Origin of the sequence: Neoakkermansia glycaniphila (genome assembly GCF_001683795.1) — a bacterium.
Lineage (GTDB): Bacteria > Verrucomicrobiota > Verrucomicrobiia > Verrucomicrobiales > Akkermansiaceae > Akkermansia > Akkermansia glycaniphila.
This window is the reverse complement of the sequence record NZ_LIGX01000024.1, coordinates 1-15,347: the sequence shown is the minus strand read 5'-3', so window position 1 is coordinate 15,347 and position 15,347 is coordinate 1. Positions and strand designations below refer to the sequence as shown.

The 15,347-nt window shown below is 51.3% G+C and carries 12 protein-coding genes, 1 tRNA gene and 1 pseudogene; 4 read left to right on the top strand and 10 right to left on the bottom strand.

Annotated features, from left to right (window positions below; all coding sequences use genetic code 11):
• Positions 1 to 95: 95 nt before the first annotated feature.
• From AC781_RS07400 to AC781_RS07370, 7 genes are read right to left on the bottom strand one after another with little or no spacing between them, the layout of a single operon-like run.
• Positions 96 to 2,156, bottom strand: coding sequence for a DUF6056 family protein (locus tag AC781_RS07400; RefSeq protein WP_067775909.1), 2,061 nt, complete (start codon positions 2,154 to 2,156; stop codon positions 96 to 98).
• On the bottom strand, positions 2,153 to 2,986 hold the full coding sequence (locus AC781_RS07395; RefSeq protein WP_172801823.1) for a DUF1796 family putative cysteine peptidase: 834 nt from the start codon (positions 2,984 to 2,986) through the stop codon (positions 2,153 to 2,155). The genes AC781_RS07400 and AC781_RS07395 overlap by 4 nt, the downstream gene beginning before the upstream one ends.
• A gap of 14 nt (positions 2,987 to 3,000) precedes the next feature.
• A complete protein-coding gene (locus tag AC781_RS07390; RefSeq protein ID WP_067775903.1) occupies positions 3,001 to 4,095 on the bottom strand; it encodes a glycosyltransferase family 2 protein in 1,095 nt (364 codons plus the stop codon).
• 41 nt (positions 4,096 to 4,136) lie between these two features.
• Entirely contained in the window at positions 4,137 to 5,351 is a 1,215-nt protein-coding gene (locus AC781_RS07385) for a glycosyltransferase family 2 protein (RefSeq protein ID WP_067775900.1), read from the bottom strand.
• Positions 5,348 to 6,487 (bottom strand): glycosyltransferase, encoded by a 1,140-nt coding sequence (locus AC781_RS07380; protein ID WP_067775898.1) that lies wholly within the window; start codon positions 6,485 to 6,487, stop codon positions 5,348 to 5,350. The genes AC781_RS07385 and AC781_RS07380 overlap by 4 nt, the downstream gene beginning before the upstream one ends.
• 17 nt (positions 6,488 to 6,504) lie before the next feature.
• Positions 6,505 to 7,371 carry a glycosyltransferase family 2 protein gene (locus AC781_RS07375; protein WP_067775896.1) on the bottom strand — a complete coding sequence of 289 codons (867 nt, stop codon included), beginning with the start codon at positions 7,369 to 7,371 and terminating at the stop codon, positions 6,505 to 6,507.
• Positions 7,368 to 8,435 carry a glycosyltransferase family 2 protein gene (locus AC781_RS07370; protein ID WP_083076746.1) on the bottom strand — a complete coding sequence of 356 codons (1,068 nt, stop codon included), beginning with the start codon at positions 8,433 to 8,435 and terminating at the stop codon, positions 7,368 to 7,370. The genes AC781_RS07375 and AC781_RS07370 overlap by 4 nt, the downstream gene beginning before the upstream one ends.
• A gap of 327 nt (positions 8,436 to 8,762) precedes the next feature.
• Here AC781_RS07370 and AC781_RS07365 point away from each other — a divergent pair, with 327 nt between their 5' ends.
• The 4 genes from AC781_RS07365 (at position 8,763) to AC781_RS07350 (ending at position 13,621) form a co-directional block, all read left to right on the top strand.
• The gene (locus AC781_RS07365) at positions 8,763 to 9,815 is read left to right on the top strand and encodes a glycosyltransferase family 2 protein (protein WP_067775890.1); all 1,053 of its coding nucleotides are present in this window, start codon (positions 8,763 to 8,765) and stop codon (positions 9,813 to 9,815) included.
• Positions 9,816 to 9,828: 13 nt separating this feature from the next.
• Positions 9,829 to 10,905: a glycosyltransferase family 2 protein gene (locus AC781_RS07360; protein ID WP_067775888.1), complete on the top strand. Its 1,077-nt coding sequence runs from the start codon at positions 9,829 to 9,831 to the stop codon at positions 10,903 to 10,905.
• A complete protein-coding gene (locus tag AC781_RS07355) occupies positions 10,856 to 13,294 on the top strand; it encodes a glycosyltransferase (RefSeq protein WP_141675813.1) in 2,439 nt (812 codons plus the stop codon). Before AC781_RS07360 ends, AC781_RS07355 begins: the two co-directional genes overlap by 50 nt.
• 251 nt (positions 13,295 to 13,545) lie before the next feature.
• A tRNA-Ile gene (locus AC781_RS07350) sits at positions 13,546 to 13,621 on the top strand.
• A gap of 139 nt (positions 13,622 to 13,760) precedes the next feature.
• Here AC781_RS07350 and bioC read toward each other — a convergent pair.
• From bioC to AC781_RS14035, 3 genes and pseudogenes are all read right to left on the bottom strand, one after another.
• Positions 13,761 to 14,522 (bottom strand): malonyl-ACP O-methyltransferase BioC, encoded by a 762-nt coding sequence (gene bioC, locus AC781_RS07345; RefSeq protein ID WP_067775882.1) that lies wholly within the window; start codon positions 14,520 to 14,522, stop codon positions 13,761 to 13,763.
• Positions 14,519 to 15,166 carry a pimeloyl-ACP methyl esterase BioG family protein gene (locus AC781_RS07340; RefSeq protein ID WP_067775878.1) on the bottom strand — a complete coding sequence of 216 codons (648 nt, stop codon included), beginning with the start codon at positions 15,164 to 15,166 and terminating at the stop codon, positions 14,519 to 14,521. Before AC781_RS07340 ends, bioC begins: the two co-directional genes overlap by 4 nt.
• Positions 15,148 to 15,347: pseudogene (locus tag AC781_RS14035) on the bottom strand (aminotransferase class I/II-fold pyridoxal phosphate-dependent enzyme); the annotation flags it as partial. The gene AC781_RS07340 and the pseudogene AC781_RS14035, both read right to left, overlap by 19 nt.

Genomic DNA, 15,347 nt, shown 5'->3' with positions numbered 1-15,347 from the left:
ACTTCAGAGAAAAATAGTACAGGATGAGAGAAGGGCCGGGATACTATATATTGGCATAGCCGATATCCGGAATGAGAAGATCATGACAGATACATTTATGGGCGAATAGCATCTTTTTGTTGGTGCGGCGGCCGATATTGTTCTTCGGATATACTTCGGACTCGGTAGTATTGTGCCGCCGTTGTATTGGGCCAATTTTTCCCGTCAGGAGAAAATTCACTGAAAATTAATCGACCACGTTGATAGTTATAAGGGAAAGGCAGTGGGTACGCAAGTTTAATATCCTGTTCCCCTCGTGAGATGGCTGCTTCGATTTGATGCTGCCGTTGTTGTTCATACGGTTTGATCAAACGTGCATAATCAATGGCTCCGTAGACATAGGCAAACGTATAGAAACATAACAGCGCGAGAGGTATGCAACTCCATGCCGTACCCAGTTGCCGATGTGATCCGATGATTAATACGGCCGCTGCAATAATGAGCAGGTAGCATGCCGGCAAGATAGACATGGGGTAGGGAATGGCTCCGGCAATATAGGAGGAGAAACATATCCAGGAGAAGATGATACACAGTCCAGCTTTACCCTGCAGCCGGAGAATCGCAATGCGTTTTTGTTTATTGGCAATGGCGGCGATCATCAATAGGATAATATATGCTATTATTAAATAGTATGTTATATGCGAGCATTTCCAATATATCGAAACTAATTCCGGGTAATGTGACAGCTTTTCACTCCATGGCATATGTTGCAGATTAAGAGGGACGGAACCCGTACCGGAAGCCCGGGCGCTCAAGGCTGGGGCAAAGAGTAAAAGTGCCGTCCCCATGATAAACCCTATCCCTCCCATATAGAGCATGGGAGGGATGAGGGATCTCCGCCGATACTGTATAAAAACATATAAGCACAAGAAACAGCATCCAGTAATACTGAGACTCTCGCTGCCCATACCGGCAAGAATGCCCCACAGGCAGAACCAGAAGGAGATGCCTGCATTCCAATAAGATGGGGAAGATATGGTGCTTCCGAAGGAAAACGAACGTCTATAGAATGAGAAGAACCAGAGAGTAATGGCTGTCGACCAGATGTAATTGATCGCAGCGGCCTGGTCACATATATTGATCAGAAAATCATGGGAAATACCGATGATCAGTAAACAGCCAATCCCCAAATAACTGAGTGCAGCATAGGGCGAACGGAAAGATATTCGCCCTGCGGCCAAACGACAGATGATATAGGGCAAGAGAATCATCCACAAGGGTGTAACGATGCGATGGATGAATCTATCGGAACTGTTGACGGCAAACAGGAAAAACTCACCGATACGCGAATTCCAACATTTGTAACTATTGCAATATGAATCCCATGCAGTAAAGAGATCGAATCCGTTGTTGTCGTAATTCTGGTGTACGGCAAGTGCTGCACCGTAGTCGTCATGTCCGAACCACGAGAGGGTAATAATCTGGTAAATCGTTGTATAGAGCAGGGCGGCCGCGCATAGTGCAAGTATTATGCCTGACCATGATCGTATGTCCTGCAGTGGTGGTAATATTTGGTGTCTGGATGCCAGAGGTACGAGTTTCGGTGTGTGTTCTTTCCACAGGCGGAAGGGGGCAAGGGCAATGAGTGAAAGAATACCCCAGATTGCCAAGGCCAAAGACCATCTGATATGGTATTGTCCTTTGACTGTGGTATTTTCTTGTTTAAGCCGAAAGCGCATCTGTTCGCCCGTGAGCGGGGTAAACTGTAAAGTGCCATCTTGTTCGGATACCTGCTCAATTGGTTGTTCGGGAGTCCATGCGTGATGTGCGGCGAATGGCTGTTTGTTTTCAAGGATGACATTGCGCAATTCCATGGGAGAGGAGCCGTCTCCCAATAAAATATTCATGACGTCTATCCGCTTGACGGGGATACGAAATTTGAGTTTGGTGAAGGTTCCTGCCACGGGATTTTGTCCGGATGTAGCTTTCATGATCGGCCATGCGTCAGGTTTGTCCGGAGAATGATATGCGATTTCAACCAATTGCACTTTTCCCGTGCTGCGTGCTTCCATTGAAAGATCTACGTATGGAATCCGGTAGAGAGAATGGAGGCTCAGAGTTATCACTGCTGAGATGAGCAGGCAAAAAAGGATTTTTTTGGTAGAAGATATGATCATGGCTTTATTGGTTGAGCCGCTTTTTGTGCATGATGCAAACGATTGCGCAGTTCCGCAATTGCTTGTTTGAGAATACGTCGCCGTTCTCCAAAGGATATGTAACGGAGAAGACGTTTTTTTTGCATTTCATACTTCAGTTGAGGTATATGTGTACGATCATAGGCAGGTGAATCAGGGAGGTTTCTCAATGAAAAATTATCCAGCAGGGCTTTTTCCCAGAGCTGTGCGTTACCGATCCATGCCCATCCATTCGTGGTCAAATCATCGCCCTCGGGATGGATATCGCGTGCCCGGAGTTCTCTGATGGATCCATTGGCATGAAGCAGTATGTCCCTGTATACGATAGTTGATGCATCGGGATCATGGTTGATATTCAATATATGCAGAGTCAGGTGTGGATAAAGAAAGCGCAATGATTCAAAAAATTTAATGAGTGCCTGATCTTCAAGCGCTGGTCGATTCAATACCCACCCGACTGCACGAGCCTGTTGGAGAAGTCGGCAAAGTCGCTGAGTGCGCCTTTGCATTTTTTTCTGCATGGTCTCAAGTTGATTTTGAACGGAATCTTCCCGTCGAAATTCATGCATCGAAACCATACCGGAAGGGATGTCGGTAATCCAACGAGAGAAGCCGCCCCAGTCTTCCTTTTCTTGCCACTGGTCAAAATATCCACGGAATTGTTTTTTCAAGACATCGATATAGGTTTCAAGAGAATAGGACATCATCCAGTCGAGCGGTGAGGAAAATTGGCGGTAACCGCTTTCTCGAAGATGATAGCTTGGACGACAAGCCGGTCCAGCGGATAAGAGAAAGTCGCAGGTTTTGATCATAAACCGGGAGAGGATTAATGGTTGTGTGAGGTATTGTGTTGCTCGGCCAAACAGCATTTGAGTTGTTGTTTGACAGCGTATTTTTTTTGCTTGTAGTAGTTTCTTTTATTTCCCCAACAGATTTTGGAAAGGAGACGATAACGAAAATAGTCTTTTTTGAGCTCATTTCGTTTTTGTTGCAGTTCTGCACCGCGAGTTTGCTGCTGGCGTATTTCTCGAGATAATATTTCCGTTTTTTCGAATTGCATGAGATCATACTGCATGCGCAAAAGCTTACCTCGCAGTGTAATGGTATCTATGCCCCTGTGAAGGGTGGCGCATTGCTTCAGTCTGATAATTTGATCTTGTAAATTATATTTGACGCGCTGGTACATATGCGGATACTGGATGACCTTCATCATGAGGTAAGGCCAGTATTTCTCGGTAAGAAGAACGTATTGATCTGCTACGGTGACAACACAATCGGTGGAACATCCTCCTTTACGGAAAATCACATGGTCCCCGGTGACGCTGGCTGGTTTGTACGGATGCGCTGCCAGTTTGGCCATGAGGTCCCCATCAGCGATGACGGGGAAGGTTTCACCTTCGAATCCTCCGAGATTTTGTATGATGTCAGTTTTGCAAAAAAGGGTCTGATGGCAGCAAAAGGCTCCCATAAAGGCATTGTCGGGGTCCGGCCAGAGACGCACGGTGAATTCTCCGTTGTCCAGAACGCGTGCCGTGCCCATGGTATAGTCGGCATTGCCTTCGAGGATGGGGGCAGATAGGGCAGCGATTGCACCCGGAAGAAATTCGTCATCCGCATTGAGGAAGGCGATGATTTTTCCTTTGGCGAGGGCAATGCCTTTGTTCATGGCATCGTAGAGGCCGTCATCCGGTTCGCTGATGTAGGAGGTGATATGGCCTCGTTCTACAGACTGTTGCAGGTAGGCCTGAGTGCCATCTGTGGAATTACCGTCGATGACAAGATGCTCAATATGTAAGCCTGAATCGCGTTGGTTGACGACAGATGCAATGCAACCATCCAGATGGGCAAGGGCATTGTAGCAGACAGTGACAATTGTTACATCGGGAAGGTTGGCCGGAATGTGTTCGGTTGAGTTGTTCATGTGTCGGGTCATAATGCTGTTAGCAGTTGCGATTGGTGTGTTCAAAGCGATTGTGAAGCAAGCTTCGCTTTAAGTTCTGTTTTCTTGCGTCGATACCTTCGGCGCATGGCTCCGAAGGTACAATGTGACAAAAGACGGTATTTTCGATATTGGCGGCGTATCGAATTTCTCAATAGTGTCTGTAAAACTATGTTTTCCTGCTTAAGCGTTTGCAATGCCTGCACGTGCTGAGCTATTTGATTGTTCAGAGCGTCGCAGGCTGCGGTCTGTTGTTTCAATTCATGCAGGAGATATTCGGACTGGCTGGTCGTAGTCAGATGCCGGAAGATGTCGGCATACCATTTGGGAAGTGCGTAGGCGCGGTTTGGTCTCCGGGTCTGCTCATGCTGAAGTTCCCGGGAAAGATTGGCATATACCGATTGAAATCCTTCCCACGAACGCATTAGGAACATGTAATAATGTCCGTTGCCGATCAGTAATTTAAGATAACTGTCATAGACGAAGTCAAACCCGCCCTTGCTCTGCAATGCCTCTTTGAGTTGCAGCATGACATGGTACCAGTCAAGGGGTGTCAGATCCGTTCCCGATTGCTGGTTGCCGCCATGGGCTTGCCGGTAATGGACAAATGGTTTGTCGACAATTGTGATTCTGCTTGCATGGTACATGGCCATGCTGGCAAAGAAAGTGTCTTCGCTGCGTTTTGTACTCGGATAAAGCAATTGATGCTTTTCGAGCATGCTTCTGCGGTATAATTTATTCCACGGTGTGGGCGCACTGATCTGGAAGATGCAGTCTGGCATGTCCTGTACGGAAAATGGCAGGGTGGGGGGAATCAGCGCTCGATCGAGGCAATAATCGAAAGGTGTGCTTAATCCGGTGTTCGTATCGTAGTAATCGGCTGACCACAGGCAGAGATCCGCTTGATCCTGTTCGCATTGGTCATAGGCCTTTTCCAGCATGTCCGGTTCAAAAAAATCATCTGCGTCGAAGAAGGCCAGATATGTACCTTTGGCATGCTGCATGCCATTGTTGCGGGCCATACCTGCGAATTGATTTTGCTGACGAATGATGAAGAAACGGTCATCTTTGTCTGCATATTCTCTTAAAATATCGAGAGATGTATCTGTCGAACCATCGTCTACACAGATGATTTCAATATTATGCAATGTTTGTTCGACAATACTGTCCAAGCATTGCCGGAGATGTCTTTCTGCATTGTAGATGGGAATGATAACGGAGACTTTGGGGAATATCATGATGGAGTATTGGAAGTTGCATCCATATCAGGATGGTGGATTTTTGCACAGGAAATACCGAAGATGCGTATTTTGGTGAGGTTGCCGAGCCGTTTGAACCGAGCAACGGGGATTCCCCATATTCGAACCGTCCATTCCTTTTTGTTGGAAAAATCGGGTCTGCAATCATGTTGCACATAAAATGATGCGAGTTGCGACGGTTCCAGATCGAAGATGTGGCGGTAGAACGGATCCGGATAATGGTAATAGAGCTCATACGAATACCCTCCTCGGAATAAAAGTCGCCTTACTTGAGAGAAGAAGCGTGTGTAGAAGTCGGTATTCTCTCCATCGGCAAGGTGGAGATGATGGGTCAGCAAGGGCTGCATGATGGCGAACTGCCAGTAGTCGATGATGTCGCGCCGGGGCTGGCCGGACTGTTTCAGCAGGTCGGCAATCATTTCATAATGCCGGAATAGTGAATCATAGTAGCGGGATGAGATGGCTCGGCTGGTCGAGCCGTCATGCTGGTTATAGTAGTAGACGGCGCCGTCTTCCAGAACGAGTTTGTTGGCGTGGAGCAGGGCATTGACGAGGAATACCATGTCTTCCCCATGCGTCAAAGAGGGGAAGATGATATGGTGGCGGCGCAGCATGTCCGTGCGGAACAGTGTGTTCCAGAAGGCATAGGTGTAGGCGATGCCGGGGAAGGAGTGCCGGAGCAGGCATTGCCGGATGCCGTCGTTCATGCGGGAAGGTTCGGCACGATCGGGCCATACGGCAGTGAAGGAACCTTTGACCATGTCCGCCTGTTCAGTGACGGCTTTGTCGTACAGGAGTCGGAAGTAGTCCGGTGCAAGCCAGTCGTCGGAGTCGACGAAGGCGGTGTATTCGCCCCGGGCCGTTTCCATGCCTCTGTTGCGAGCTTGTGCGACTCCGGTATTTTCCGTTCCTTCCAGAATGCGGATGCGCGCATCTTCGGCAGCGTACCGGTGCGCGATATCCATGGAACGGTCTGTCCCGCAATCGTCTACGAGGATGAATTCGATTTCCCTCATGGTTTGGCTGACGAGGGAATCCAGGCATTTGCCGATGTACGCCTCCGTGTTGTACACGGGGACGATGACGGAGATGCATGGTGTGTCGTTGCTGGGCATGGCCGGGTAAGGAGAAATTATTTGCGAAGAATGATTTTCAGGAAGGGAATGGCATTGAACAGGTAAACTTTCCATTTCCGATTGTCGGCGCTTTGTGTGATGCGCAGCAGGGGAAGGAAATTGAACAAGGTGATTTTGCTGACCGTGGTCGCCTGTTTTTTACGGGTAGCGGGTGTGCCGGACAGTTCTCCACCGGGTGCGAAAAGCTCCGGGTAATACTGGCGAAGGACGTCGAGCCGTTCGTTGCGGTGCTCCGGAGTGTCGTGGGACGAGACGCCCGTGTAGTTATGAATGGAGAGGATGCGGTCGAAGTGGCGGCACGAGGCATGGTGGACGACGATGAATTCGATCCACTTTTCCCAGTCGCTGACGATGCGCCTGTTTTCGTTATAGCTGCCGTAGCGGGTGAAGAGGTCTCGCCGGATGATCGTGGCTTGGTGCGCGAAGCTGTCATTGACGAAAAATTCGGGTTTCAACGGAAAATCCTTGCCGAATTCCTTGAACAGGGGTATTCCGCCTTCCTTGAGAAAGAGTGCGTCGCAACAAACGATGTCTTCCTGCCAGTCTTCATGGGTGAACAGTCGTTCCAGAGAAAAGGGGTCAAGGAAGTAGTCTCCGCCATTCAGGAAGATGACATATTCGCCTTTTGCGCGGGCAATGCCTTTGTTCATGGCATTGTAGATGCCTTTGTCCTTCTCCGAGATGAAGACGGCCATGCGCTCGCGATATTGCTCCAGCGTGTCGAGTGTCCCATCGGTGGACCCTCCGTCGATGATGAGCCATTCGAAGTTCTGCCATGTCTGCCGGACGACGCTTTCGCACGTGGCTGCGATGTTTTTTTCGTTGAAGCAGACGGTGATGATGGAGAGCTTGGGCGTGTTCATGCGGACGGAAACTGATGAGATGAAACGGTTGCGGGGAGAGAATCCATCTGTCCCAGAGTTTGGTGCCGGTCGATGCGCCATGGAAACCATTTGCAACGGCGGAGCGGTCTGTTTGGATAAAGCATGGCTCGAAGTTTGACAAACTGCTTTTTATGAAAGGATTCCCCATAGGTGAAGGAAGCGATATCCAGCATTTGAAGGCCACTGGCTGCCAAGGTTTCTATTGTCGTTTGTTTGGCCTCCTCTTCCACGGTTTTCAGGTTCCACAGGCTGTATTCGACGGCCCAGTCGGCAAAGCTTTGGTGCAACATGTGGCGGATGCCGCGTTCTGACAGCAGATCGTGCAGAGCCTGAAGTGCTTGATAGAAGGCCAAAGGCGCTTTGCTGCGGCGGTGTGAAAGGGAGCTGCGGTTTCCTCCCCGTTGAGTCAGGAGGATATCGTCAACAGTGGCAATGCGGGAAGCGAGGGCAAGCGCTCCGAAAACGAACAGCATGTCTTCGCTGTTCGGCAACAGGGGAAACGTGAGGCATTGCTGCCGGATGAATGAAGTTTTGAACAGTTTGTCCCATGCCCAGCCTTGGAATATCTGGAAGAGTTTGTCCGAAACGTCCTGGCCTGAAAAAACATTCCGATCAGGCATCCATTGTTGTTGAAAGGCTCGGGTGTGCTCTCGCCGTTTTCCCGTGTGTTCGTCGTGGATGCATGAGCGGAAGACGCAGACGTCGGCATCGTGTTCTTGGGCAGTAGACAGGGCTTTGGAGACCATGTCGGGCGCAAAGATGTCGTCTGCATCAAGAAAGGACAGGTATTCGCCTTGCGCCAGCGAAAGGCCGGCATTTCTCGCTGCGGCTGCGCCGGAGTTGGCTTGAGTGATGAGCCGGATCTCCGGAAACCGCGCGGCATAGTCTGCCAGAATGGAACCGGAAGCATCCGTGGAACCGTCGTCGATGCAGATGATTTCCTTCCCGCTCAAAGTTTGCCCGACGATGGAATCAAGGCACGCCCGCAGATAGGGAGCTGCATTGAAAACGGGCACGATAATAGAAACCTTGGGGCTAGGCATGGAACAAAGGACGATAGCATGGCAGCCGCAAACTGCTCGGAATTCCTAGAAACGATAACTGTTTTGGAATCTGCTGTCAAGATTCATATGTGTTTGCTTCGTGTAATATATTGCAATATAATGAATAATTTTTGAATGTTCCCGGTTTGTATGGAAAGAACGATTTGGTGAATGAAAAAGTATTGTTCTCATAATGATCTTTTTTCAAGTATTTTATGATTTTTTTTAAGAAGACGGATTCCAAATCCGCTATACTGGTTCGGACAGCCTTGGACCGTAATGGTGCAGGGACAAAACGAAGGTTAGATTCTCGTCTATTGTCCTTTCATGAATGTACTACCTCTGATTTCCGTTATTATACCCGTTTACCGCGTAGAGCTCTATTTGCGCGCATGCATGGATTCCATCGTGAATCAGACATATGCGAATCTTGAAATCATCTGTGTGAACGACGGTTCTCCGGATGGCTGTGGGGAGATTTTGCGTGCTTATGCAGTGCGGGATCCAAGAGTGCGCGTGATCGACAGGGTGAATGGAGGGCTCGCTTCTGCCCGTAATACGGGGTTGGCGGCGGCGCATGGCAAATATGTGGGGTTTGTCGATTCGGATGACTGGATCGAGCCCTGCATGTATGCATCGCTTGTTGAGGCGATGGAAGCGGATGATGCCGATCTGGCCGTTTGTGGCGTTTGTCTGGAATACGAGGTGGCTGCCGGTGAAAAGGAGCGTGAATGCGATTGCCGCTATTTTGCAAGGCCCATGGCCGGGCTTCGTCCTCTGGATGCATCGGTGATGCGTGTTCTCGACGTTTGTGCCTGGGATAAATTGTATCGGCGCGACCTGATTGAGCAATACGGGATCCGGTTTCCCGACGGATACCGCTACGAGGACAACGTGTTTTTCTGGGCCTATGCGATCCGTTGCCGATCTGTAGTAATTCTGGAAGGTGAATGGTATCATTACCGGCGGCGGCCCAGCAGCATTATCAGCGAAGTCCGGAACGGCGGCTGTTCGCATTCCACCGAGGCGGTGGAGGTATATTCACTGATTGCGGAAGATTTGCGCTCATGCCGTTGCTTCGATACGTATGCCGTGCCGTTCTTCGTTCTTCTGGCCGGGCAGGTAGGGCTGTCCAGCGCTGCGGACAGGAAGCCTGCGGAAATTTTGGCGGGGGCGATATTGAAAGCATGCAGATTTCATCAATACCTTCATCTCTTCGACGCAGGGGATGAATGGGTGGTGCAGAGGCTTCTGCCTCTTTGCCGGAAGCCGAGGTGGAGGGAACGGTTCGTTTCCCGGCTATTTCGGCGCCATGTGTCTCCCGGCGGTACCGTTCGCTACAAAGTGCTTGGTATTCGCTGCCGAAAAATCAACCCCTGATGCCTTGCCTGCCATGAAAGCTATTGTTTCCGTTGTCGTACCGATCTATAATGTACAGAACTACCTGCGCCAGTGTCTGGATTCCATTCTCGGACAGAGTATGAGCGAACTCGAAGTCATTTGCCTGGATGACGGTTCGACCGATGGCAGCCCGGCCATCATCGACGAGTATGCCGCACGGGATGCCCGCATCGTGCCTGTGCATGTACCCAATGGCGGCTATGGCAAAGCCGTCAACCGAGGGATCGATCTGGCTTCCGGAGAATGCCTCTGTATTGTGGAACCGGACGATTTCATTGACAGGGATATGTTCCGGATACTGTATGCCGCGTTGAAACGGTTTGAGGTACCCTTGGCGAAATCAGCCTGGTATGATTATTGGGATGGGGAGCCGGAAAGGAAGGTCTATCGTTCCGTGACGCAGGATAAACGGGATGGCCTGGTCGATGCATTCGAAACGCCCGTCTTGTATGTCACCAACCCGTCCATTTGGACGGCCTTGTATGATTTGGCATGGTTGCGTCGCTGCGGCATCCGGTGTAATGAAACTCCCGGAGCTTCCTATCAGGATGCCGGGTTTGTGCTGAAAACCTATCTTTCTGCCGGGAAGTTCTACGTGAGCAACCGTCCTTTTTATTGGTATCGGCAGACGAATGCCAATTCTTCAGTCAAAAACACCTCCAAGGTATATTGCATCTTCGATGAATTCACATGTATGGACGCATACTGTGCGCAGGCCGGATTGCAGGGGAATGTGTTGTCCGCCATACTCTGCAAAAGGAAATTGTCCATGTACTTTTGGGATCTTGCATTGGCTCCTGCCCATTTGCACAAGGAAATACGGTGCCGCATGCGCGGTGCCGTGCAGGAGGATTGGCGGCAGGGAGGAAGGACGGCTGGAATTCTGACGATGGAAGAAAAAGAGATCCTGTCGAAATTGTGCGATTCTTTCTTTCGCAGAATCGCGCTCCGTTTGTGTTCGGCCTGTTATTCCCGGATAAAAAAAGACGGTAGGGTGCGTATTCGCATCTTTGGAATTCGTGTTTTCAAAGGACGGTTGGCTTCCAAACAATCTTCCCGATCCGTTTGAACATTTATTTGCCGTTGTCATGCATTCTTCCTTGAATCCCGATGTTTCGGTCATTATTGCCGTGTACAATGCAGACCGTTTTCTGCGCCCTTGCCTGGATTCCGTTTTGGCACAGACTCTGGTCAATCTGGAAGTCATCTGTGTCGACGACGGATCGACGGACAAATCTTTGGCGATTCTGGAAGAATATGCCGCACGGGATGCCCGCATTCAAATCATCCGGCAGGAAAATGCAGGTGCAGGCGCGGCTCGCAATGCAGGCATGGGCAAAGCACGGGGTGATTATCTTTCTTTCCTTGATGCCGACGATATATTCCATCCCGATATGCTTCGCCGCGCATGTGAACAGGCCAAGCGTACCGCTTCCGATCTGTGCATCTTCAGGACGCGGCAGTACAGCGAGAGAACAGGGCGCAAGACGGCGGCTTCTTGGACGTTAAAATCGCATCTCCTGCCGGATTGCCAACCGTTTGCTCCTGAAGATGCCGCTGCATCCCTCTTCCAGATATGCATGGGATGGGCGTGGGATAAGGTGTTCCGGACGGAATGGATCAGAAGGGAAGGGATAGCCTTTCCCCCCTTGCGCAACAGCGAAGACATGTATTTCGTATTCACGGCTCTCTTCAAGGCGGAGCGTATTTGTTGGCTGGACGATATTCTGGTTACCCAGAGAATTGATGTCGGCAATTCCTTGTCGAACTCGCGCAACAAAGCTCCATTCTGCTTTTATGATTGCCTGATTCTTCTCCGGGAAGCACTGGAGAGGTCGGAACGTTGGCCGCTTTATGCAGCCAGCTACACCGATTGGGTCATCGAATTCGCCTCTTGGAATCTCAAAACACTGGATGAACCTGCACGCAGCGAAGTACGGCAGCGTTTGCGCCGCGACGGAATGCGGGAACTGGGAATCGTGCAGCAAATCCGAAACGGAGAATATGATCGGAAATGGGAATCAACGGTGGCGGATATTTTCGGAATATCCGCCGCCCGGAACGGCAAAGTATGCACAACAAAAGATCGGAAGAATGGGAAACGGAATTGGCTCGAAAGAATATATTCTATGCGGTACGATGGCTGGATGAAAATCGTCCGCGTCATGGGCTTCCGGTTTCGGCTCATCCGGAAAAAACGATTGATAGCGGATTGGAACGGCATCAACGATCGATTGGCTGAGATGCAGAACCGGATGGATGCCTTGCAGGCATCCGCCGAGGAACGAGAGGAAAAACTGCTGGGCAGAATTAACCTCTTGGAAGAGGATCAGAAGGTGGCGAGTGAACATAGTCGACTGATTGATATTCAGTTGTCGGAAGTCGGGACGCGTGCAGAGAAACAGGAACGGGAAATTGGACGGCAGCATGCAACAATCTGCGAAGAACAGGAGCGCATGCAGAGTGAAGCCGGAAAGTTTCGCGCGGAAATCAATCTCCTTTACAAACAGATCGCGTATCCGGAACGCGCCAGAGAACAGAGAGAAGGATGGGCTCTAATGTCGTACAACTATACCGGTGAAGATTATTACGATTGTGATTGTGTCAATCTGGGGGACTATATCCAGTCTTTGGCTGCCCGCCAGTATCTTTCGCGAATCGATACATACATTCCACGCGATGAAATCGCCTACTATGCGGGACTTCCGGTCAACATGATCATGAACGGTTGGTGGTGGGTATGTCCGGGCGTGCATGAATTGTCTGCCTGCATTAATCCTCTGTTTATTGCATACCATGTGAATAATCCCTGCAAGTTGACGCCCTCCATGCTCGGCTATCTGAAAAGAAACGAACCTGTCGGGTGTCGGGATCTGTCGACGCAGAAAATCCTTCTGGAACACGGTATCAAAGCTTACTTCTCGGGATGCATGACCTTGACACTGGGGAGAAGCAGGCAGTGGGCAGGCGGGAACGGTCGCGTCTTGTGCTGCGATTTCGACATAGCCGCCGATACGCCTATTGCGCGCTGCCTGCGTGAAGAGTGGGGGCACATCTACAACCTGCGTGATGTCGATATCTGTACCCAGTTGACAACTCTGGAAACGAGTCAGGATGAACGTTTTCAGGCGGCCGAACAATTGCTGGAAACATACAGGCAGGCCGCACTTGTGATTACGTCGCGCATTCATTGCGCTCTACCGTGCCTGGGCATGGGGATACCGGTCATCCTCGTCATATCACAGTATGACCATTTGCGATTCGATGGGCTGGTCGATTTACTCAATCGGTTGATCCAACATGAAGATGGGAGGATTGAAAGCCATATCTGCCGAAAGCTCGATCAGGGTGGCAGCGTGGTGGGCATACGCAATCCGGAGGATTATCGAACGTACCGAGATTTGCTTGAAGATAAACTACATACGGCATGGCCTGGATCCATGATCCGGTTTGACTGAGGGAGAACTTGCTTGATGTTGGTGAAAGCAGGCAGAATATCGCAACTGACGGGCAAGTGGCCTCCGTACTCATACGGCAAGCAATCTGTTTGTTCGGAGGAATCACGTTTCGGAAAGAATGATACATGCTCTCATCAAAATGCCTCAGGACAGGCCTGCAGGCTGAAAAGTTGAAAAGCAATCCACATGACTAATTTCAAACTTGCTGAAAAGGCCATCCTGTTATATCGTCCTGTATCTTCTTCATTTGAGGGGGTGTAGCTCAGCGGTTAGAGCAGAGGACTCATAATCCTTTGGTCCAGGGTTCGAACCCCTGCGCCCCTACCACTCAAAAATATTGAAAATAAATAGGTTGACGTGTTTTTGGTTTGGCCCAGATTAAAGGTAATTATGGCTTAAAATAAGTCTAAAAAGTCCGAACTGGGTTAAAAAAGTGTAGCAAACCGTAGTCCGAAATGGTTGCAGATCATTTTTGCAGGATCAGGACGATGGGGTGGTAGCTGAGGGGGATGTTGCCTTCCGGGTCGGCGTAGCGGGTGTTGTAGTTGGTGTGGAAGTCGGCAAGGGTGCGGCGGTTCCATGTTTCGGACCGGGTGCCGTTGACGCCTGTTTTTTTGATGTGGCGGAGGACATCGAGCGGGGTGCCGAGGGTGAGGCGGCGGGTCCAGCCGTGGGCGTGGAGGATGCGGTAACCGGTTTGTGAGGCCCATTGCCGGAGGGTTTCGAGTGTGGGGTATTCGAGACCCCGGTTGAGGATGTGGCGAATTTCCACGAAGTTTTCAGGTCCGAAGGTGCTGACTGCGAGGATGCCGCCGGGAACGAGGGCGGCGTGTGCTTTCGCCAGGAAGGCGGGGATGTCGTCGAACCACTGGACGGCGGAGGCCGAGGCGATGAGGTCGAGGCTTTCCGGGTAGGGGATGGTTTCAGCGTCGCCGGGGTGGTAGTGGATGGCACCTGGGTGGCCGAGTTCGTCGATCCATCGGAAGGCTTCCGGGGTGATGTCGTTGAGGTGCCATTCGGCTTCGGGGCAGGCGGCGAGGAGGTGGCGGGTGAGGAAGCCGGTGCCGATGCCTATTTCCATGGCACGGCGGATGTGCAGGGCGGGACTGGCGGCGAGGAGCGATGAAGCGAGGGTGTCCGCTATGTCTCGCTGGACGACGGCCTGTTCGTGGTAGGTGGCGAGGTTGCGGCCGAAGCGTTGGCTGACGAGTTGTTTGTCGATGTTCATTCCGGCAGTTCGTTCAGGACGATGGCGGGGTCAGCAAAGGGGTAGTGGTAGGCATGGAAGGGGGTGCCGAGGCCGCGGCTGTGCCAGTAGGCTTCCATTTTGGCAGGGGGAAAGATTTCGTCTTGGTCGGCGATGTAGGCTTTGTCCCACGGGATGATAGGGGTGGAGTCGGCTTTGGCCTGTTCGGCGAGGTAGTTGAGTTCGTCGATTTTTTCGTCGATGCTGCGGTCGGGGTATTGGAGGGCGGGCATGTTTTCGAGTCCTCCGTATGTTTTTTCGTTGAAGGGTGCCATGCCGACGCGTTTGAGGCCCTGCATGGTGCGGAGGACGACGCGGAGGCGCATGCCGTATTCGTCGCTGACGGGGAGGGGGGTGCCGTTGAGGGCGATGGCTCGGGCCAGCGGGAGGCCGGAGGCGATGCGTTCGGAGACCCAGACTCCGAAGGACCAGGCGAAGAGGGTGATGTGGCTGTAGCCGGAGAAGTCTTCGGGTGTGAGGGGGGAGATGCTGCGGTAGTCGTAGAGGCAGAGGATGTCGTAGTCCGGTGTATGGATGTGTGCGACGGCATCGGGTGTACTGGCCCAGCCGAGGGCGTAGATGATGAGTTTGCCGCTGTTGCTGCGGTTCAGCCAATGTTGTTGCATGTGCTGCAGAAGGTTCGGATGTCCTGTTCGGTGAGGGCGGCGGTGAGGGAGAGGCGGATGCGCGCGGTGCCCTGCGGTACGGTGGGGTAGCGGATGGCGGTGAGCCAGTAGCCTGCCTGCCTGCCTTGTTCGGCCATGGAGAGGGCGCGTTCGTTGCTTCCGGCAGGGAGGGGGATGATGT